Origin of the sequence: Pseudomonas sp. St29 (assembly GCF_001547915.1) — a bacterium.
Classification (GTDB): domain Bacteria; phylum Pseudomonadota; class Gammaproteobacteria; order Pseudomonadales; family Pseudomonadaceae; genus Aquipseudomonas.
In genome coordinates this window covers 6,419,853-6,440,602 of the sequence record NZ_AP014628.1, presented here as the reverse complement: position 1 = coordinate 6,440,602, position 20,750 = coordinate 6,419,853, and the positions used below count along the sequence as shown (strand labels likewise).

General features: G+C 65.6%; 17 protein-coding genes. 13 read left to right on the top strand and 4 right to left on the bottom strand.

What is annotated here, in order from left to right:
• Positions 1 to 23 precede the first annotated feature (23 nt).
• Positions 24 to 995 carry a thymidylate synthase gene (locus PST29_RS28770; RefSeq protein ID WP_015637397.1) on the top strand — a complete coding sequence of 324 codons (972 nt, stop codon included), beginning with the start codon at positions 24 to 26 and terminating at the stop codon, positions 993 to 995.
• A gap of 190 nt (positions 996 to 1,185) precedes the next feature.
• On the top strand, positions 1,186 to 1,773 hold the full coding sequence (locus PST29_RS28765) for an undecaprenyl-diphosphatase (RefSeq protein WP_060841583.1): 588 nt from the start codon (positions 1,186 to 1,188) through the stop codon (positions 1,771 to 1,773).
• A gap of 15 nt (positions 1,774 to 1,788) precedes the next feature.
• Here PST29_RS28765 and cadR read toward each other — a convergent pair whose 3' ends face one another.
• Entirely contained in the window at positions 1,789 to 2,238 is a 450-nt protein-coding gene (gene cadR / locus PST29_RS28760) for a Cd(II)/Pb(II)-responsive transcriptional regulator (protein WP_060844898.1), read from the bottom strand.
• Between the two features lie 89 nt (positions 2,239 to 2,327).
• Between cadR and PST29_RS28755 the strand changes: the two genes are divergently transcribed.
• The 7 genes from PST29_RS28755 (at position 2,328) to PST29_RS28725 (ending at position 11,604) form a co-directional block, all read left to right on the top strand.
• Complete coding sequence (locus PST29_RS28755) at positions 2,328 to 4,649, top strand: heavy metal translocating P-type ATPase (protein ID WP_060844897.1); 2,322 nt, start codon at positions 2,328 to 2,330, stop codon at positions 4,647 to 4,649.
• Between the two features lie 150 nt (positions 4,650 to 4,799).
• Positions 4,800 to 5,663, top strand: coding sequence for a LysR family transcriptional regulator (locus PST29_RS28750; RefSeq protein ID WP_060842029.1), 864 nt, complete (start codon positions 4,800 to 4,802; stop codon positions 5,661 to 5,663).
• Between the two features lie 235 nt (positions 5,664 to 5,898).
• Complete coding sequence (locus PST29_RS28745) at positions 5,899 to 6,975, top strand: putative 2-aminoethylphosphonate ABC transporter ATP-binding protein (protein WP_060841580.1); 1,077 nt, start codon at positions 5,899 to 5,901, stop codon at positions 6,973 to 6,975.
• A 1-nt stretch (position 6,976) separates the two neighbouring features.
• Positions 6,977 to 8,701 (top strand): putative 2-aminoethylphosphonate ABC transporter permease subunit, encoded by a 1,725-nt coding sequence (locus tag PST29_RS28740; protein ID WP_060844896.1) that lies wholly within the window; start codon positions 6,977 to 6,979, stop codon positions 8,699 to 8,701.
• A 48-nt stretch (positions 8,702 to 8,749) separates the two neighbouring features.
• Entirely contained in the window at positions 8,750 to 9,775 is a 1,026-nt protein-coding gene (locus PST29_RS28735; RefSeq protein WP_060841578.1) for a putative 2-aminoethylphosphonate ABC transporter substrate-binding protein, read from the top strand.
• Positions 9,776 to 9,919: 144 nt separating this feature from the next.
• A complete protein-coding gene (locus PST29_RS28730) occupies positions 9,920 to 11,053 on the top strand; it encodes a TIGR03364 family FAD-dependent oxidoreductase (RefSeq protein ID WP_060844895.1) in 1,134 nt (377 codons plus the stop codon).
• Entirely contained in the window at positions 11,053 to 11,604 is a 552-nt protein-coding gene (locus PST29_RS28725) for a phosphonate degradation HD-domain oxygenase (RefSeq protein WP_060841576.1), read from the top strand. Before PST29_RS28730 ends, PST29_RS28725 begins: the two co-directional genes overlap by 1 nt.
• A gap of 118 nt (positions 11,605 to 11,722) precedes the next feature.
• Here PST29_RS28725 and PST29_RS28720 read toward each other — a convergent pair whose 3' ends face one another.
• Both PST29_RS28720 and PST29_RS28715 read right to left on the bottom strand, forming a co-directional pair.
• Positions 11,723 to 13,102, bottom strand: coding sequence for a GTPase/DUF3482 domain-containing protein (locus PST29_RS28720; protein WP_060844894.1), 1,380 nt, complete (start codon positions 13,100 to 13,102; stop codon positions 11,723 to 11,725).
• Positions 13,095 to 14,474: a DUF2868 domain-containing protein gene (locus PST29_RS28715; protein WP_060844893.1), complete on the bottom strand. Its 1,380-nt coding sequence runs from the start codon at positions 14,472 to 14,474 to the stop codon at positions 13,095 to 13,097. Before PST29_RS28715 ends, PST29_RS28720 begins: the two co-directional genes overlap by 8 nt.
• Before the next feature lie 97 nt (positions 14,475 to 14,571).
• Between PST29_RS28715 and PST29_RS28710 the strand changes: the two genes are divergently transcribed.
• Entirely contained in the window at positions 14,572 to 15,084 is a 513-nt protein-coding gene (locus PST29_RS28710; protein WP_060841573.1) for a dihydrofolate reductase, read from the top strand.
• 85 nt (positions 15,085 to 15,169) lie between these two features.
• Here the strand turns inward: PST29_RS28710 and PST29_RS28705 are convergent, their stop codons facing one another.
• Complete coding sequence (locus PST29_RS28705; RefSeq protein WP_060844892.1) at positions 15,170 to 16,561, bottom strand: L-cystine transporter; 1,392 nt, start codon at positions 16,559 to 16,561, stop codon at positions 15,170 to 15,172.
• Between the two features lie 242 nt (positions 16,562 to 16,803).
• Between PST29_RS28705 and PST29_RS28700 the strand changes: the two genes are divergently transcribed.
• The 3 genes from PST29_RS28700 (at position 16,804) to PST29_RS28690 (ending at position 20,750) form a co-directional block, all read left to right on the top strand.
• The gene (locus PST29_RS28700) at positions 16,804 to 17,859 is read left to right on the top strand and encodes a hypothetical protein (RefSeq protein ID WP_047306514.1); all 1,056 of its coding nucleotides are present in this window, start codon (positions 16,804 to 16,806) and stop codon (positions 17,857 to 17,859) included.
• Between the two features lie 358 nt (positions 17,860 to 18,217).
• Entirely contained in the window at positions 18,218 to 19,618 is a 1,401-nt protein-coding gene (locus tag PST29_RS28695; protein ID WP_231978987.1) for an MBOAT family O-acyltransferase, read from the top strand.
• Positions 19,605 to 20,750 (top strand): SGNH/GDSL hydrolase family protein, encoded by a 1,146-nt coding sequence (locus PST29_RS28690; RefSeq protein ID WP_060844891.1) that lies wholly within the window; start codon positions 19,605 to 19,607, stop codon positions 20,748 to 20,750. Before PST29_RS28695 ends, PST29_RS28690 begins: the two co-directional genes overlap by 14 nt.

The window sequence follows — 20,750 nt, the reverse complement described above, 5'->3', positions numbered from 1 at the left end:
GGGTTCAAGGATGCAGGTAATTCATGAAGCAATATCTTGATCTGGTGGCCCACGTCATCAACAACGGCACCAAGCAGGCCAACCGCACCGGTGTGAACACCATCAGTTTTCCCGGGGCGATGCTGCGCTACGACCTCAAGGAAGGTTTCCCGGCCATCACCACCCGCAAGATGGCCTTCAAGTCGGCAATCGGCGAAATGGTCGGCTTCCTGCGTGGGGTGAACAACGCCGCCGAGTTCCGCGCCCTGGGCTGCAAGGTCTGGGACCAGAACGCCAACGAAAACGCCCAGTGGCTGGCCAACCCGTTTCGCCAGGGCGACGACGACCTGGGCGAGATCTACGGCGTGCAATGGCGCAAATGGCCGGCCTACAAGCAGATCAAGACCAGCAACCAGGCGGCCATCGACCTGGCGCTGAGCCAGGGCTACCGGCAGATCGCCGCCGGCGAGGAAGACGGCCAGGGCTACGTGGTGCTGTACAAGGCCATCGACCAGGTGCGCCAGTGCGTCGACACCATCATCAATGACCCGGGCAGCCGGCGGATCCTGTTCCACGGCTGGAACTGCGCCCAGCTGGATGAAATGGCCCTGCCGCCGTGCCACCTGCTGTATCAGTTCCACCCCAATGTCGAGACCCGGGAAATCTCCCTGACCCTCTACATCCGCTCCAACGACCTGGGGCTGGGGACGCCGTTCAACCTCACCGAGGGCGCGGCGCTGCTGAGCCTGATCGGCCGCCTGACCGGCTACACGCCACGCTGGTTCACCTATTTCATCGGTGATGCCCACGTCTACGAAAACCACCTGGACATGCTCAACGAACAGCTCAAGCGCGAGCCGTTCCCGATGCCCAAGCTGGTGATTTCCGAGCGCGTGCCGGAGTTCGCCAAGACCGGCGTCTACCAGCCGGAGTGGCTGGAGCTGATCGAACCGAGCGACTTCTCCCTGGAAGGCTACGAGCATCACGCGCCGATGACCGCGCCGATGGCCGTATAAGCCTCCGTCTGCTGTGCCAGGGGCCGCGCGGCTGACACCGCGTGGCCCCTGTCGATTGAACCTGTTGTCTTTATCGTCCTGTGTCCGGAATCGTTCCGGGCCTGACTGTGCCTGGCGGCCAGCTACGCTCTGAAGAGTGACCCCGCCAGACACAGGGCGTCGCCCTTGTGAACTTCAACGTGAGCCGCGAATGGAAGAACTCAATCAAAGCCTGTTCCTGGCCATCAACGCCAGTGCCGGGGCGTCAATGCCGATGCGTACACTGGCGGTTTTCCTCGCGCAATGGCTGGTGCTCAGCGTGCCGTTGCTGCTGGCGGTGCTCTGGGTTTTCGGTGAACGCCGCCAGCGCATGATCGTGCTGCTTGCGACCCTCGGCATCGTGCTGGCCCTGGCCAGCAATGTGCTGATCCGTGAACTGTGGTTCCATCCACGGCCGTTCATGATCGGCCTGGGGCAGAACTTCCTTGCCCACGCGCCCGGCGCGTCCTTCCCCAGCGATCATGCCAGCGGCATGTTCGCCATGGCGTTCGCGCTGATCCTCGCGCCCCTGCGCAAGACCGGGCTGGTGATGCTGGGCCTGGCGCTGCTGGTGGGCTGGGCCCGGGTCTACCTCGGGGTGCATTTCCCCTTCGATATTCTCGGCGGGTGCCTGGTGGGGCTGTTCAGCGCCTGGCTGGTGCGCCAGGCCCTGGCCTGGCGGCAGCTTGACCAGCGGCTGCTGACGATGCTCGAAGGGGTTTATCTGCGGTTGATCGGCAGCCTGTGGCGCGGCGCCTGAGGCCGCGCCCGGGGTTCAGTGGCCGTGGCTGCGGCCGACATGTGAGGGTTCGGCTTCATTGGGGGTCACCGAGCCGCTGACTTCCAGGCGCTGGAGGATGCCACAGTGCTCCAGGTCCGGGCCTTCGCTGCAGCGCTGGCGCAGGTCCAGCAGTTGTTCCTGCAGGGCCAGCAAACCGTCGATGCGCGCCTTGACGTGATGGATATGCTCGTCGATCAGGGCGTTGACGCTGGCGCACTGGTCCTGGGGACTGTCGCGCAGGTTGAGCAGGCTGCGGATTTCCTCGAGGGTCATGTCCAGGCTGCGGCAATTGCGGATAAAGGTCAGGCGCTCGGTGTGGGCCTGGGTGTAGAGGCGGTAGTTGCCTTCGCTGCGGGCCGGTTCCGGCAGCAGTCCTTCGCGCTCGTAGTAACGGATGGTCTCGACCTGACAGTCGGTGAGTTTCGCCAGTTCGCCAATCTTCATTGCCATCGTCTCCGAATGGGTGCTTGACCCTATAGTGGCTACAGGGTGTTCACTTGGCAACAAGCACCTCTATTCGGACGCGACCCCTGATGAGCGACTCCATTCACAACCCGCGCAAGCCCGACGCCCAGCACACCCATGCTGAACACGATCACGATCACGATCACGATCACAGCCATGCCCACGCCCCGACGGGCAAGCTGCAGCCGGTCAAGGCCCACGACCACGCCGCCCATGGCGCTTCCTGCTGCGGTGCCGCCGTCCCTTCGCCGTCCAGGGTCACCCTGAGCGAAACCCCGACCGCCGGCGCACGCTTGAGCAGCTTTCGCATCGAAGCCATGGACTGCCCCACCGAGCAGACCCTGATCCAGAACAAGCTGGGCAAGCTGGCCGGGGTCCAGGCCCTGGAATTCAACCTGATGAACCGTGTGCTGGGGGTGACCCACGACCTGCCGAGCACCGCGCCGATCATCGAGGCGGTCAAATCCCTGGGCATGCACGCCGAGCCCCTGCAGCAGGAGGGCGCCGCAGCCGCGCCTGCCGCCGCGCCGGTGAAGAAAGCCTGGTGGCCGCTGGCGCTGTCCGGGATCGGTGCGCTGGCCGCCGAAGTCATTCATTTCACCCAGGCCGCCCCCGATTGGGTGGTGGCGTTGGTGGCCCTGGTGTCGATCCTCAGCGGCGGCCTGGGCACCTACAAGAAGGGCTGGATCGCCCTGAAGAACCGCAACCTCAACATCAATGCGCTGATGAGCATCGCGGTGACCGGCGCGGTGCTGATCGGCCAGTGGCCGGAAGCGGCGATGGTGATGTTCCTGTTCACCGTGGCCGAGTTGATCGAGGCCCGCTCCCTGGATCGGGCGCGCAACGCCATCAGCGGCCTGATGCAGATGACCCCGGAACAGGTCACGGTGCAGCAGGCCGACGGCAGTTGGCGCGAAGTGGAGGCGAAAAGCGTCGAACTGGGGGCATTGATAAGGGTCCGTCCCGGCGAGCGCGTCGGTCTGGACGGCGAGGTGGTGTCCGGCAGTTCCACCATCGATCAGGCGCCGATCACCGGGGAAAGCCTGCCGGTGGAAAAGACCGTGGGCGACAAGGTGTTCGCCGGCACCATCAACCAGGCCGGCTCCCTGGAATACCGGGTGAGCGCCGCCGCCAACAACTCGACCCTGGCGCGGATCATCCATGCCGTGGAACAGGCCCAGGGTGCGCGGGCCCCGACCCAGCGCTTCGTCGATACCTTCTCGAAGGTCTACACCCCGGCGGTATTCGCCTTCGCCCTGGCCGTGGCGCTGATTCCACCGCTGTTCATGGCCGGCGCCTGGTTCGACTGGATCTACCGCGCCCTGGTGCTGCTGGTGGTGGCCTGCCCCTGTGCCCTGGTGATCTCCACTCCGGTGAGCATCGTCAGCGGCCTGGCAGCGGCGGCGCGCAAGGGCATCCTGGTCAAGGGCGGGGTCTACCTGGAAGGTGGCTACAAGCTCGACTACCTGGCCCTGGACAAGACCGGCACCATCACCCACGGCAAGCCGGTGCAGACCGATTTCCTGGCCCTGGACCCACTGGCCCAGGACACGGCTCCGGCCCTGGCCGCGAGCCTGGCGGGGCGTTCCGACCACCCGGTGTCCCTGGCCATTGCCCGCGCGGCTGTGGATAAACAGCTGGCCATGCACCCTGTGGATAACTTCGCAGCCCTGGCCGGGCGCGGAGTCCGCGGTGAAATCAACGGCCAGCTCTATCACCTGGGCAACCACCGCCTGGTGGAAGAGCTGGGCCTGTGCTCGCCGGCCCTGGAAGAAAAACTCTTCGCCCTGGAGCAGCAGGGCAAGACCGTGGTCCTGCTGTTGGACAGCAACGGGCCGCTGGCGCTGTTCGCGGTGGCCGACACGGTCAAGGAATCCAGTCGCGAAGCCATCCGACAGTTGCACGAGCTGGGGATCAAGACCCTGATGCTCACTGGCGACAACCCGCACACTGCCCAGGCCATCGCCGCCCAGGTCGGTATCGACCAGGCCCGGGGCGACCTGCTGCCCAGCGACAAGCTGCAAGCCATCGAAGGCCTGTATGCCCAGGGCCACCGGGTCGGCATGGTCGGCGACGGCATCAACGACGCCCCGGCCCTGGCCCGGGCCGAGATCGGCTTCGCCATGGCCGCGGCCGGCACCGACACCGCGATTGAAACCGCGGATGTCGCCCTGATGGACGATGACCTGCGCAAGATCCCGGCATTCATCCGCCTGTCGCGCCAGACCTCGCGGGTGCTCAAGCAAAATATCGCCCTGGCCCTGGTCATCAAGGCGATCTTTCTTGGGGTAACCTTTGCCGGGCTCGCTACCATGTGGATGGCGGTGTTCGCCGACATGGGCGTCAGCCTGCTGGTGGTGTTCAACGGTCTGCGCCTGCTGCGCAAATAGGGCACCTTAGCGGCAAGCGGCAAGCGGCAAGCAGCAAGCGGCAAGCAGCAAGCAACAAGTAACTGAGGTGAGAAGCAGAGTGATGAACCCATACCCACCCGCTCCAGCTTGTGGCCTGGCGCTGCAAGCGTGCTGCTGCGACAAGCCGCCATGCTGAGCGCGGAGCTGAAGGCCTTTTACATGGTCGCCCGCCTGGGCAGCATCACCCTGGCGGCGAAGAAGCTTGGCCTCAGTCAGCCGACCGTGACCACGCAGATCCGCAACCTGGAAAGCCAGTACTCGGTGGAGCTGTTCTACCGCGGCGGTCGGCGCCTGAGCCTGAGCGACGAGGGCGCGCGCCTGCTGCCGATGGTCAAGGAGCTGTTGCAGAAAGAAGCCGACATCGAGTTCTTCCTGCGTAACAGCGGCCAGGTACAGGGCACCTTGCGGATTGCCGCCACGGCGCCGTACTACATCCTCGATCTGGTGAAAACCTTCCGCCAGCGCCTGCCCCAGGTGGACGTGTCGGTGGAGATCGGCAATTCCCAGCAAGTCCTCGAAGCCCTGGAGGACTACCGGGTGGACGTGGCGGCCTCGTCACAGTTGCTGGAGGATTCGCGCCTGATCCGTCGGGTGCTGGGCAGCGACCCGCTGGTGCTGGCGGTGCACCGCGACCATCCACTGGCGGCGCTGGAGCACGTGCCCCTCAATGCCCTGGCCGGGCATACCCTGCTGATGCGCGAGCCGGGTTCCACCACCCGCAGCCTCACCGAAGCCCTGCTCAAGGACGCCAACGTCAGCGGCGGCCCGCTGCTGGAAATCGGCAGTCGCGAATCGATCCGCGAGGCGGTGCTGCGCAACATCGGCATCAGCATCATTGCCCGCCAGGAAGTGCCCCACGACCCGCAGTTGCGGGTGCTGACCATCGAGCATGCGCCGCAGATCGTCGAATACCTGTACTGCCTCAAGGAGCGCAAGAACGCGCGCCTGCCCGCGGCGTTTCTTGGATTGGCGCAGGAGATGGCTCCTGCCTGAAGGATCTGCATCGGCCATGCCGATGGCTTCGCGAGCAAGCTCGCTCCTAAAGGGGGGGGAGTGCACTTCGATGTAGGAGCGAGCTTGCTCGCGAAGGCGTCAGATCAGCCAGCACATGACTGGCAGGTTGAACCAAAATCCCCGAATACCACTATCGGTCGTTTTTGCCTTACTGCCATATGACCGACGCATTACAACTCTAGGATTGGCCCCATCTGCTTGATGAGGTCCATCCATGAACCACTCCACTGCAACTGCCCTGAGCAACCCCGGCGCGCCGATGAAGGTGCGAGGCGTCCAGAAGCGCTTTGGCGCCTTCACCGCATTGGACAACGTGTCCCTGGACGTCGCCGCTGGCGAGCTGGTGTGCCTGCTGGGCCCGTCCGGCTGTGGCAAGACCACGCTGCTGCGTTGCATCGCCGGCCTGGAGCGCCAGGACCAGGGCGAGTTGTACCTGGGGGATCGGGACGTTTCGCTGCTGGCGCCGCAAGCCCGGGACTACGGCATCCTGTTCCAGTCCTACGCGCTGTTTCCCAATCTCACGGTAGAAGCCAACATCGCCTACGGCCTGGCCGGTAGCGGCCGTGAGGAAGTGCGCAAGCGCGTGGCGCAAATGCTGGAACTGGTGGGCCTGAGCGGCAGCGAGAAGAAGTACCCCGGCCAGCTGTCCGGCGGCCAGCAGCAGCGCGTGGCCCTGGCCCGCGCCCTGGCACCGGCACCGTCGTTGCTGTTGCTCGACGAACCGATGTCGGCCCTGGACGCCCGGGTCCGCGAGCACCTGTGCACCGAGCTGCGCCAGCTGCAACGGCGCCTGGGCATCACCACCCTGATGGTCACCCACAATCAGGATGAGGCCATGCTGATGGCCGACCGCATTGCCGTGATGAACAACGGCAGAGTCGAGCAGTACGCCACGCCCCAGGAAATCTACGATCGTCCGGCCACGCCCTTCGTCGCCGAGTTCGTTGGCCAGGGCAACTGGCTGCCCTTCAGCCGCAACAGCGACAGCCATGCCCAGGTCGGCGGAATGAATGTGCGCTTGGCCGACGACTCGGCCAAGGCCGCTTCGGGCCGGCTGTTCTGCCGCCCGGAAGCGATCAGCGTGAACCCGCCGGTGCATGAGGAAAACCTGTTCCCGGCCAAGGTCCGCGAGATCACCTTCCTCGGCAACCGCTGCCGCATGAGTTTTGAACTCGATCAGCTGCCGGGGCATGCACTGCTGGCGGAACTGGCCCCGGAAGCCATGCCGCGCCTGGGCGCGCGGGACATCTGGGTCGCCTTGCCGCCGCGCAGCCTCCAGGTGTTTGCCTGAGATGAGCCTGCCCATGTCCCTGCCGCTACCTGCCAAGTGGGCGCGCCAGGCTTCTCGTGCCCAGATCGGCGACCGTATCTTTGTCGTCGGCGGCAAGGTTCTGCTCCTGGTCCTGCTGGGTGTATCGGTGCTGTTGCCGCTGCTGGCGATCTTCTGGCGCGGCTTCAGCTCCGAGGCCGGGCAGGGCGGTGGCTGGCTGGCGGCCCGTGAGCTGGTGAGCAGCGCCAACTTCCACTGGTTGCTGGGCAACAGCCTGAAAGTCTCCCTCAGTGTCGCCGCCATCGTGGTGCCCCTGGCCTACCTGTTCGCCTACGCCCTGCAACGCACGCTGATTCCCGGCAAGGGCCTGTGGCGTGGCCTGTCGCTGTTGCCGCTGATGGCGCCGTCGATGCTGCCGGGCATTGCCCTGGTCTATCTGTTCGGCAACCAGGGCCTGCTCCGCGGCCTGTTCGCCGAGAACATCTACGGCTTCTGGGGCATCGTCCTCGGTGAGGTGATCTACACCTTTCCCCATGCCCTGATGATCCTGCTCTCGGCCCTGTCCCTGGCGGACGCGCGGCTGTTCGACGCCGCATCGAGCATGGGCGCCAGTCCCGCCAGGGCCTTTCGCAGCATCACCTGGCCGGCGACCCGGCAGGCGGTGTTCGCCGCCTTCTGCCTGGTGTTCACCCTGACCATCACCGACTTCGGCGTGCCGGTGGTGGTGGGCGGCGACTATCAGGTGCTGGCCCTGGAAGCCTACAAGGCGGTGGTGGGGCAGCAGCAGTTCGGTCGCGGCGCCTTGATCGGCATGGTCCTGCTGTTGCCGGCGCTGTTGAGCTTCGGCGTCGACGCCTGGCTGCGCCGTCGCCAGGGCGATTCCATGAGCGGTCGCGCCCAGGTGTTCCGGCCTGCGCCATCGCGGCTGCGGGACGCCTGCTACCTGGCGATCGTGCTGCTGATCTGCGCCGCGCTGCTGCTGGTGTTCGGCATGGCGGTGTATTCGTCCCTGGTGAAGTTCTGGCCCTACAACCTGTCGCTGTCGCTGAACCACTACCAGTTCGACGACACCGCCGGCGGTGGTTGGCTGGCCTACCGCAACAGCTTGAGCATGGCCCTGTGCACGGCGCTGATCGGCAGTGTGCTGATCTTCACCGGTGCCTACCTGATGGAGAAAACCCGCGGCCAGCGCGGCCTGAACCTGGCGCTGCGCCTGCTCAGCTTCGTGCCGATGGCGGTGCCCGGCCTGGTGCTGGGCCTGGGCTACGTGTTTTTCTTCAACCTCAACGGCAACCCGCTGCATGTGTTCTACGGCAGCCTGACCCTGCTGGTGGTGTGCACCATCGCCCACTACCTGACCACCGCGCAGATGACCGCCACCACCGCCCTGCGCCAGCTGGATGCCGAGTTCGAGGCCGCCGCGCTGTCGCTCAAGGCGCCGCTGTACCGGCATTACCTGCGGGTCACTGTGCCGATCTGCCTGCCGGCGCTGCTGGACATCGTGCGCTACCTGTTTGTCTCGGCGATGACCACGGTGTCGGCGGCGATCTTCCTCTACAGCCCGGACACCATCCTCGCCGCCGTGGCCGTGCTGAACATGGACGACGCCGGCAACGTCGGCGGCGCCGCGGCCATGTCGACCCTGATCCTGTTCACCTCGGCCGGCGTCTCGCTGCTCTTGGCCTGGGCTTCGCGCGGCTTGCTGCGCCGCTCCCAGGCCTGGCGGCAGACCGCGCCGGGTCAATGATGCCTCGTTCACCCACCCTCTGATCCGCACTCACCAAGGAACCGCACCATGTTCAAGCCCCTGGCTCTTGCCGCTGCCGTCCTCTCTGCTGTCAGCCTGAATGCGTTTGCCGGGAAAACCGAGCTGACGGTCTACACCGCCCTTGAAGCCGAGCAACTGAAGACCTACAAGCAGGCCTTCGAAAAGGCCAACCCGGAGGTGGAGATCAAATGGGTGCGTGATTCCACCGGGATCATCACCGCCAAGCTGCTGGCGGAAAAAGCCCGGCCGCAAGCGGACGCGGTCTGGGGCCTGGCGGCGTCCAGCCTGGCGATCCTCGACCAGCAGGGCATGCTGCAAAGCTATGCGCCCAAGGACCTGGGCCAGATCGGCCCGAACTACCGCGACGCCGCCAACCCGCCGGCCTGGGTCGGCATGGACGTCTGGGCCGCGACCATTTGTTTCAACACCGTGGAGGCCGAGAAGCAGGGCCTGAGCAAGCCGGTGAGCTGGCAGGACCTGACCAAGCCCGAGTACAAGGGCAAGATCGTCATGCCCAACCCGGCGTCCTCGGGCACCGGTTTCCTGGATGTCAGCGCCTGGTTGCAGACCTTCGGCGAGAAACAGGGCTGGCAGTACATGGATGAGCTGCACCAGAACATCGGCCAGTACGTCCATTCCGGCTCCAAGCCGTGCAAGCTGGCCGCTGCCGGTGAATTCCCCATCGGCATCTCCTTCGAATACCCGGCCGTGCAGCTCAAGCGCCAGGGCGCGCCGCTGGACATCGTCCTGCCCAAGGAAGGCCTGGGCTGGGAAATCGAAGCCACGGCGGTGATCAAGGGCACCCCTCATGAAGAGGCGGCGAAGAAGCTCGCCGACTTCTCCGCCAGCCCCGCGGCCATGGAGCTGTACAAGGAAAACTTCGCCGTGCTGGCCCAGCCGGGCATCGCCAAGCCGCAGACCGAACTGCCGGCGGACTACGAGCAGCGCCTGATCAAGAACGACTTCGCCTGGGCCTCGAAGAACCGCGACCAGATCCTCGCCGAATGGCGCAAGCGCTATGACGGCAAGTCGGAAAAGGTTGCCAAGCAGTAACGCCAGGGGCTGCTGTGGCGAGGGAGCTTGCTCCCGCTGGGCGGCGCAGCGGCCCTGAATCCCGACCGTGCGGTGCATCTGCCTGGGAGTGCTGCGCACTCCCGCGGGAGCAAGCTCCCTCGCCACAAACAACGAGACATGAACATGACCCATCACAGCGATCTGCTGATCGTCGGCGCCGGCATCCTCGGCCTGTCCCACGCCTACGCTGCCGCCAAGCGCGGTTTGCGGGTCCAGGTATTCGAGCGCAGCGCCACGCCCCTGGGCGCCTCGGTGCGCAACTTCGGCCAGGCCCTGGTCACCGGCCAGCCGCCGGGCATCATGCTGGAGCTGGCCCGAGCCAGCCGCGAAATCTGGGCCGACTGGCAGCAGCTGGCGGGCCTGTCACTCAAGCGCAACGGTTCCTACCTGTTCGCCCGCAGCGAAGCCGAGGAGCAGTTGCTGGAAGCCTTCTGCGCCGGGCGCGCGCGGGAGCACGGCTACCGCGTCGAACTGCTCCGGGGCGCGGCCCTGAATGACCTGTATGGCGGCCAGTTCCGCCATCATCGGGCGGCCTTGCACGGCCTGGACGACCAGCAAGTGTATTCCCGCGAGGCGCTACCGCTGCTGATCGACTACCTGCGCCGCGACCTGGGGGTGCAGTTCCACTTCTCGACCCTGGTCCGGGACATCCAGCCGGGCCGGCTGCAGAGCACCGCCGGCAGCTTTCATGCGCCGCAGATCGTGCTGTGCTCGGGCCACGACTATCAGACCCTGCTGGCCGAGCCGATCGCCACCCTGCAGCCGCAGGTCTGCCGCCTGCAGATGCTCCGCGCCCGGCCCCAGGTCAACCTCAACCTGCAACATGCCTTGCTCACCGGGCTGAGCTGTGTGCACTACGGCGCCTTTGCCGATCTGCCGGAAGCCGCTGCCGTGCAGGCGCAGATCCTGCGCGAGGCGCCACACCTGCATGAGCACGGCATTCACCTGTTGATCAGCCCGACCCCCTACGGCGAGTTGATCATCGGCGATTCCCACGACTACGGCAGCGATCCATCGCCGTTCAACGCCGAACAGGTGGATAACTGGCTGATCGAGCTGGCCGAGCAGACCCTGGGCTGCAAGGTCCAGGTGGTGGAGCGCTGGCAGGGCGTGTATGGCGCTCGCGGACCCGGGCCGTTCTCCTTCCTGGAAGCCGCGCCCGGGGTGCATGTGGCGCTGATGCACACCGGCGTGGGCATGAGCGTCGGTCCGGCCATGGCCGAGGGCAATATCGCCCGGCTGCTGGAGCACGCGTGATGAATCGACAGCAACGGATCATCGACGAGGTTTTCGGCCTGTACGAACGCTTTGGCGACTGCGACTACATTGGCGAGCCGGTGTCGCAGATCGAGCACATGTCCCAGGCCGCGCAACTGGCCCTGGCCGAAGGGCATGACGACGAAGTGGTGCTGGCGGCGTTCTTCCACGATATCGGGCATATCTGCCAGCAGGATGCCGAGAACATGGGTGGTTTCGGCGTGGTCAGCCATGAGCGCCTGGGGGCCGATTACCTGCGCCGGGCGGGCTTCAGCGAGCGTTTGGCGCGGCTGGTGGAATACCACGTCCAGGCCAAGCGCTACCTGACCTTCAAGGAACCCGAGTATGACCAGCGGCTGAGCGAGGCCAGCCGCCGCACCCTGGAATACCAGGGCGGGGCGATGAGCGCGGCAGAAGCGGCGGCCTTCGAGCTCGACCCCTTGTACGCATTGAGTCTGCGCCTGCGCCACTGGGACGAGCAGGCCAAGGAGCTGTGGGTGCCGGTGATGGACCTGCAGGTGCTCAAGGACAAGGCCATGGCGCTGCTTTGAGCAGAGTGCTTTTTGTAGCCGCTGCCGCAGGCTGCGAACGACTCCGCAGGAGGCGCCGCCTTTGGGGAGTGTCGAAGGTCCTGCGGCCCTTGGCGCAGCCTCGCGGGCTCGGCAGCGGCTACAGGATATGTTGGGCCAGGGCCTCGATCTGCTCCTGGCGCTCGGCCTGGCTCAGGCGTTTGTGCGGGTTGAGCGATGACCACTGCGGATGCGCCCGGGCCTTGTTCAAGGCTTCCGGCAACTTGCCCTCGCGCCAGCTCTTATCCTCCGGGGTGGCCAGGCGGATGCTGTCCAGCGCCGCATGCCCGCGCCGGTTCAGCGCCTGCACCAACTGCCGTTGGCGCAGGGCCAGCAGGCGCAGCACACTGTCGTCCAGGGTCAGCTCGCGCTGGCCCTTGAGCTTGCCCAGCAAGCGGCTGCCATAACTGCGGGCGGTCTGCAGCGCGCCACCGGCAATCGCCCCAGCCAGGGCCGCGGCGCCCAGGGTCAGGCCGCCCACCAGCAGGTCGACCCCGGCACCGGCCGCCGCGCCCGCGGCAATGCCGCCGCCGACGCGCACCCCCAGTTGCTTGAGGGTTTCCGGGTTGAACAGGTCGTCGCCCCAGCGTCCGTCCAGCAGCGGCAGGTCGCTGGCGGCAGCGTCTTCGGGGCGGAAGGCATAGAGCTTGAGCAGGGCTTCGACACAGCGCTGCTCGCGCTGGCGGATGGCCTGGCGCAGTTCGCCGATGGCCTGTTGCTCCCGCTCAGCATCGCTGGCCACGCTGCGGCGGCAGGCGGCGCAGTCCACCAGCAACTCGGCAATCAGCCGCGCGGCGCTGTGCTGGCGCGCCAGGCGCTGGGCCTCCTGGTCGTCGATCAGCCGTTGCAGGGCCGGGCGCGCATGTTCCAGCAGCAGGGCCAGGCTTTCATACAGGCGCCGCTCGCCATCTTCCGGCGGCGCCACGCTGTCGAAGCGCACCAGGGCGTGCAGCCCGAGGCGGGCCAGGGCTTTGCGCCAGTCGCCTTCGCGCTGCTCGGCGCTGCTGACGAAATTCAGCACCGGCAGCAGCGGCTTGCCGCAACCGGCCAGGACTTCCAGTTCATCCCGGTACTTGGCCAGCACCGGCTCCCGGGCGTCGATCACATACAGGCCGGCGTCCGAGGCCAGCAGTTGGCGCAGGACCTTGGCCTCCTGCTCGAAACGTTGCCGAGCCTCGCTGCCCTCGAGAAAGCGCGCCAGTCGGGCCGGGCCGTCCAGGCGTTCGCCGGGGCGCTCCAGGCGCTCCAGGTAATCCAGCAGGGCGATGGCGTCTTCCAGGCCGGGGGTGTCGTAGAGCTCCAGCAGGGGTTGGCCATCCACCGAGAGGCGGGCGCCTTCCACGTGCCGGGTGGTGCTGGGGCGGTGGGAGACTTCGCCAAAGCCCACGTCCCGGGTCAGGGTGCGCAGCAGCGAGGTCTTGCCGACGTTGGTGTGGCCGACCACCGCGAGTTTCAGCGGCTTTTGGCGAGCATCAGTCATGACCGTTCTCCAGCCAGTCGAGTGGCGCGCAATCGGCGCAGGGCAGCTCCAGCTGTTGCAGGGCGCTGTGCCAGTCGCCCAGGCGGTCGGCATCCAGGGCCTGGCCGGGTGGGGCTTGCAGCAGCCAGACCCGGGTCGCGCTGGCGTTGCGCGCCAGTTCGGCGATCAGCCCGAGGCTGCCGCGGTCCGGCGAGCGCCGTGGATCGCAGGCGATCAACAGGCGCGCCGGGGGGAAGCGGCTCATCTGCTCCAGCAGGCGGTTGCGTGACTCGCGGCTGTCGAGGATGCCGGCGTCCTTGACCTTGTCCGGCAGCTGCGGCGGCCAGGGGCGCTGGTCGTCCAGCTCGATGGCCACCAGCAAGGCGCCGCTGCTGTCCTCGGCGCTGACGCCGCCTTCGACCCGGTGCAACTGCTCGGGGGCCGCGTCATTGACTCCCAGGCGTTCGCTGCTGGGCATCAGGCGTTCGCGCAGTGAGGCGTAGCCCGGCAGGTTGAGGTCCAGTTGCAGGCGCGCCTGCCCGTGTTTCCAGCGCCAGCGGCAGAACAGCATCAGCAGCAGGCGCGGCAGCACGCCGTAGATCACCACCAGCACCACCAGCCAGATGGCCCAGGACTGGCGGATCAGCTCGGTGTTGTAGACGTCCCGGGTGCTGGCCTGGATGGTCGCCACGCTCGGTGCGCCGAAGCCCAGGCCCCGGGGCAGGGCGCTGAGGGCGTTGGTAATGGCCACGAAGGCATCGCTGCCCAGCAGGGTGCTTTCCCAGACGAAGCTGTAGCGGTGGGTGGTCAGCAGCACCAGCAGCATGACCACGGCGCTGAACAGGGCCAGGCACCACAGGCCGTTGATCAGGCTGCCCAGGGCCCAGCGGTTGAGCTTGCGCCGCTGCAGCAACAGCAGCAGTGCCGGCGGCAGCTGCGCGGCCTTGGCATCGCGGGAGAATTTTTCGCTGAGCCACAGCCACAGGCGGCCCAGGCCGGCCCCGTGTTCACCGGCAAACAGCAGGCCGGCCAGCCAGCTCAGCAGCAGGATCAGGTTCAGGCCCAGCAGACTGCCCAGGGCCCAGAACACATTGACCGGTTGCTGGGTGCTGCCCAGGGCGCTGAAGGCCAGACCGGCGCCGCTGATGACCGCCAGGACCGAGAGCGCCAGCAGCGCCAGGCGCGCGCCCTGCAGCCAGTGCAGCAGGGCACTGTGCAGGCCGTCGCGCTGGGCCAGCCACAGGGCGCGGTTCTGGATGCGGGTGGCCAGGTCGCCGCCCTGGTTGCGGGCCAGGCGATTGGCTTCCTGATCCTCCAGCGGGCCGGCGTGTTCCTCGCGCAGGCGCACGGTTTCGGTCAGCCACAGTCGTTGCAGGGGAGTCAGTGCAGTCACGCGTCATTCCATCGCTTACAAAGTGCGCTGAGCATAACTGCTGCAGCGGTGGTCGGGTGAAGTTGCCAGGCTTGGGGCCTCTGGTATCCTCGCCGGCATGAAAAAATCTCTCCCTCTCAGCCTGATCGCGGCCCTCGCACAAAACCGCGTGATCGGCGTCGACAACAGCATGCCCTGGCATTTGCCGGGGGATTTCAAATTCTTCAAGGCCACCACCCTGGGCAAGCCGATCATCATGGGGCGCAAGACCTGGGATTCCCTCGGCCGGCCCTTGCCCGGGCGCTTGAACATCGTGGTCAGTCGTCAGACCGGCCTGGTGCTCGAAGGTGCCGAGGTCTACCCATCTTTGGAGGCCGCCGTGGCACGGGCCGAGGAATGGGCCCTGGAGCAGGGCGCCAGCGAGCTGATGCTGATCGGCGGCGCGCAGCTTTACAGCCAGGGCCTGGAGCAGGCGGATCGCCTGTATTTGACGCGTGTGGCCCTGAACCCGGAAGGCGACGCCTGGTTTCCGGAATTCGACGAGCAGCAGTGGAAGCGGGTGTCAGAGGTGCCGAATCCGCCGGAAGGGGACAAGCCGGCGTACAGCTTCGAGGTGTGGGAGAGAAGGTGACAGCTTCAAGCCGCCAGCTACAAGCTACAAGTAAAAGCCGACTGGCTCTTTCTTGCGGCTTGTAGCTTGTAGCTTGCAGCTGCTTTTACACGTGGTGCAGCTCCGAATGCTCATCGGCGTCCAGCAGCGCCTTGTCGGTCTGCTGCATCACCTGGCTGGTGATGGCGCCGGCGGTCATCGAGCCGCTGACGTTCAGCGCCGTGCGGCCCATGTCGATCAGCGGTTCCACGGAAATCAGCAGCGCTACCAGTGACACCGGCAAGCCCATGGCCGGCAGCACGATCAGCGCGGCGAAGGTCGCGCCGCCGCCCACGCCCGCCACGCCGGCGGAACTCAAGGTCACGATGGCCACCAGGGTGGCGATCCACAGCGGGTCCAGCGGGTTGATGCCCACGGTCGGGGCAACCATCACCGCCAGCATGGCCGGGTACAGGCCGGCGCAGCCGTTCTGGCCGATGGTGGCGCCGAACGAGGCGGCAAAGCTGGCGATGGACTGGGGAATGCCCAGGCGCCGGGTCTGGGCTTCGATGCTCAGGGGAATGCTGGCGGCGCTGGAGCGGCTGGTGAAGGCGAAGGTCAGTACCGGCCAGACCTTGCGGAAGAAGCGCAGCGGGTTGATCCCGGCCAGGGCCACCAGCAGGCCGTGGACCACGAACATCAGGCCCAGGCCGAGGTAGGACACCACCACGAAACTGCCGAGCTTGATGATGTCCTGCAGGTTCGAGCCGGCCACCACCTTGGTCATCAGCGCCAGCACGCCATACGGGGTCAGCTTCATCACCAGGCGCACCAGGCGCATCACCCAGGCTTGCAGGGTGTCGATGGCGTTGAGCACTTTCTGCCCTTTGTCGGCGTCATCCTTGAACAGCTGCAGCGCGGCCACACCGAGGAAGGCGGCGAAGATCACCACGCTGATGATCGAGGTCGGCTTGGCCCGGGCCAGGTCGGCGAAAGGGTTCTGCGGGATGAACGACAGCAGCAGCTGCGGCACGTTGAGGTCGGCGACCTTGCCCGCGTAATCGCTCTGGATCACTTGCAGGCGAGCCATTTCCTGGGTGCCGGCCACCAGCCCTTCGGCGCTCAGGCCGAACAGGTTGGTCAGGCCGATGCCCACCAGCGCGGCGATGGCGGTGGTGAACAGCAGGGTGCCGATGGTCAGGAAGCTGATCTTGCCCAGGGACGAGGCGTTGTGCAGGCGGGCCACGGCGCTGAGGATCGAGGCGAATACCAGGGGAATCACGATCATCTGCAGCAACTGCACGTAGCCATTGCCCACCAGGTCGAACCAGCTGATGGAGGCCTTGAGCACCGGGTGGCCGGCACCGTACAGGCTGTGCAGGGCAATGCCGAAGACCACGCCCAGCACCAGGGCCAGCAGGACCTTCTTGGCCAGGCTCCAGGTGGTGTGGCGGGTTTGTACCAGGCCCAGCAGCAGGGCCAGGAACACCAGCAGGTTGAGGATCAGCGGCAGATTCATTGGGACTCCGATAAGACGTGTGCCAATCGCGGCTCGGGGCGATTGCGAACCGGCAAGCCTAACAGCTTGAAATCTAATGAATTAATAACGATATCGCATGGCAACTGTCGTTTTTGGAATAAGCCGCTGACGCTCAGGCGCATGTGGTTGGCGCTCTCGGGACGCAAGCGGTCGCGTGGAGACGAGAACTGTCACAGGGATTTGTTAGCGTCGAAGGCTTTCACTCAGGGAGAAAACCGTCGATGAAACTTGCTCCGAAATTGCTCGCAGTCGCACTCTGCCTGGGCCTCGCCGGCCAGGCCCTGGCCACCGAGTTGAAGCATTGGCCCGCCGAACAGGCCAAGCAGCTGGACGCGATGATCGCGGCCAACGCCCACAAGGGCAACTTCGCGGTGTTCGACATGGACAACACCAGCTACCGCTACGACCTGGAGGAGTCCCTGCTGCCCTTCATGGAAAACAAGGGGCTGATCACCCGCGACACGCTCGACCCGTCGCTCAAGCTGATCCCGTTCAAGGACACCGCCGAGCACAAGGAAAGCCTTTTCAGCTACTACTACCGCCTGTGTGAAATCGACGACATGGTCTGCTACCCCTGGGTGGCGCAGGTGTTCTCCGGCTTCACCCTCAAGGAGCTCAAGGGCTACGTCGATGAGCTGATGGCCTCCGGCAAGCCGGTGCCCAGCACTTATTACGACGGTGACGTGGTCAAGACCATCGAGGTCAACCCGCCCAAGGTCTTCACCGGCCAGGCCGAGCTGTACAACAAGCTGATGGAGAACGGCATCGAGGTCTATGTGATGACCGCCGCCTCCGAAGAACTGGTGCGCATGGTCGCCGCCGATCCCAAGTACGGCTACAACGTCAAGCCGCAGAACGTGATTGGCGTGACCACCCTGCTCAAGGACCGCAAGACCGGCGCCCTGACCACCGCGCGCAAGCAGATCACCGACGGCAAGTATGACGAGCAGGCCAACCTCGGCCTGGAACTGACGCCGTACCTGTGGACCCCGGCCACCTGGATGGCGGGCAAGCACGCGGCGATCCTGACCTACATCGACGAGTGGAAGAAACCGGTGCTGGTGGGCGGCGACACCCCGACCAGCGACGGCTACATGCTGTTTCATGGCGTGGACGTGGCCAAGGGCGGCATCCACCTGTGGATCAACCGCAAGGACAAGTACATGACCCAGCTCAACGGCATGATGGCCAAGCATGCCGCGGCCCAGGCCAAGGAAGGCCTGCCGGTGACCGCCGACAAGAACTGGGTGATCGTCAAGCCCGAAGACATCCAGTAACCCCGGCCTCCCCACCGTTGCAGGAGCCGGCTTGGCGGCGAACAGGCCTTTGGGTCTGGCGTCGCCCTTGCGGACGCTTTCGCTGGCAAGCCAGCTCCTACGGTAAACCGATCCGCCAAGCCGCTTTCATCCGCAGGAGCCGGCTTGCCGGCGAAGAGGTCCTTGGATCTGGCATCGCCCTTGTGGGCGCTTTCGCTGGCAAGCCAGCTCCTATGACAGGCCGTTAGCGCCATGGACGGCGAATGTTTCAACTTGTGACTGCCAAACCCCCTCTGCCATAATCGCGCCCGTTTCCTGTCCCCCCGCCTGCTCTCCCTTGTGCCGGGTTTGTCCCCGATTGCACGTAATGGACTACGTTGTGAGCTATCTCTCGATCGAATTCGGCCTCTGCTTCATCCTGTTCTTCATCGTCTATTGGAGCCTGGGCTTCAGCCTGCGTCTGCAGAACGGCCTGCTGCTGGCCGCCAGCTACGCGATCCTCGCCAGCTTCAGCCTGAACTTCCTCTATATCCTGCTGGGCTACACGGCCCTGGTGTACCTGCTCGGCCTGTTGAGCCAGCGTTACCCCGGCAGGGGCTGGGTCAATGGCCTGATGCTGTTGCTGGTGCTGGGGGCTTTCTACCTGTTCAAGTACCAGGACTTCTTCACCAGCACGGTGCAGAACGCCTTCGCCCAGTTTGGCGTGGAGGTGTCGCTGCCGCTGCTGGAGGTGCTGCTGCCGGTGGGGCTGTCGTTCTATGCCTTCCACTCGGTCAGCTACCTGGTATCGATCAATCGCCGTGAGCTGACCCCGGGCTCGCCCTTCGACCTGGCGCTGTACCTGGCGTTTTTCCCCAGCCTGATTGCCGGCCCCGTGAACCGGGCGATCCCGATGCTGGAACAGATCAATCCGCCGCAACTGCGCCAGGTGCTGGAGCCGCAACGGGCCCTGGGCCTGATCGCGGTGGCGGTGGTCAAGCTGTTCTTCCTCAGTTCGTGGCTGGCCAACGAGTGGGTCGACCCGGTGTTCGACAGCCCGGTGGCCTTCTCGGCCGAGCAGATCCTGCGGGCGGTCTACGGCTATTCGTTCCTGATCTACTTCAACTTCAGCGGCTACACCGATCTGGTGACCGGCATCGCCCTGTTGCTGGGCTTCCGTCTGCCGCTGAACTTCAACTACCCCTATGCGGCGCGCAATCTCAAGGAGTTCTGGGGTCGCTGGCACATCAGCCTGTCGACCTTTATCCGTGATTACGTGTACATCCCGCTGGGGGGCAACCGGGGCCCGGTGTGGCGCGGCAACCTGAACATGCTGCTGGCCATGCTGATTTCCGGCTTGTGGCACGGCGCCAGCGCCAACTTCATCATCTGGGGCGCACTGCATGGCGTGGGCCTGGCGCTGTACAAGTTCTGCAGCCCGCTGCTGGCCCGGGGGCCGAGCTGGATCGGTTCGGACCTGGCGGCCCGTCTGCTGACCTTCCACTACGTGGCACTGGCCTGGATCTTCTTCCGCTGTGCGACCTTGTCCGATGCCATGGACATGCTCAGCGGCCTGGGCGGCCTGTCCTTCAGCGGCTTGGCCGGCAGTGCCCTGAGCCTGTTGGGCTGCCTGCTGTTCGTTGCGTTCTACCCACGGATCGTGGCGCTGCTGCAGCGCCTGTTCACGGCCGCCACAAGCTTGCCGTGGCTGTTCTACCCAGTGCCGTTGGGGCTGTTCATCTGCGTGGTCATCTTCGCCTCACCGTCGGGCGTGCCGGGGTTCATTTATGCCAGCTTCTAACCGTTCGCCCTTGTCGGTCAGCCTCGGCAGCGCAGCCAAGGTGTTCTATGCGCTGGTGGTGACCAGCCTGTTGCTGGTGTGGTTCAACCAGCAGTCGATCCGCCTCTACTGCCAGCAGAAGTACCACGATGACTGCGAGATCCCGGGGCTGTCGCAGAACCCGCAGTGGCGCTTTGGCGCCCAGCTCAACCAGGCGCTGGAAAATGCCCGGGTGGCCTTTGTCGGCACCTTTGCCGCCACGGCCGACCTGACGCTGGTGGCCCAGGCCGAAGCGGCGGCAGACGACGAGCCGGAGCCGTTGCCGAAGGTCGCCGCCGCGCCGGTGCCGGAGCATCCGCCGCTGAGCGCCGCCCATGCAGCCCCCGCTCATGCGGCTCCCCAGGGCCCGGCCCCGGTCGCCCCGCAGCCGGTGGCCGTGGCCCCGGCGCTCAGCCATGGGCCCAAGGTCCAGCAGGCAGGTGTGGCGCCGCTGATGGCCAGCCTGGCCACTGGCGACGAGGTGTTCTTTGTCGGTGACTCGCTGATGCAGGGCGTGGCGCCGCACATGGCCAACACCCTGCGCAAGCGCTACAACGTCAAGAGCCTGAACCTCAGCAAACAGAGCACGGGGCTGGCCTATCCCAGTTTCTTCAACTGGCCCAAGACCGTTGAGAGCACCCTGGCCAGCAACCCGAACATCCGTCTGATGGTGATCTTCCTCGGCCCCAACGACCCGTGGGACATGCCGGTGGCCAAGGGCAAACCGTTCCTGCGCTTCAAGACCCCGGACTGGGAAGAAGCCTATCGCCAGCGCATCGATTCGATCCTCGACACCGCCCAGGCCCACAATGTGCAGGTGATCTGGGTCGGCCCGCCGAACATGGAGAAGCCCAAGCTGTCTACGGCCATGGCTTACCTGAGCGACCTGTACAAGAGCCAGATCGAGCGCTATCAGCAGCATTTCGTCTCGGCCAACGAGATTCTCGGCTATCAGAACGACGAGTTTTCCTATTACCGCACCACCGGCGACGGCAAGAAGGTCAAGACCCGGGTCGATGACGGTATCCATTTCACCACCACTGGGCAGAAGCTGATCGCTGAGCGTGTGATCTCGCTGATCAGCTTTCCCAGCCAACAATTGACGGAGCACTGA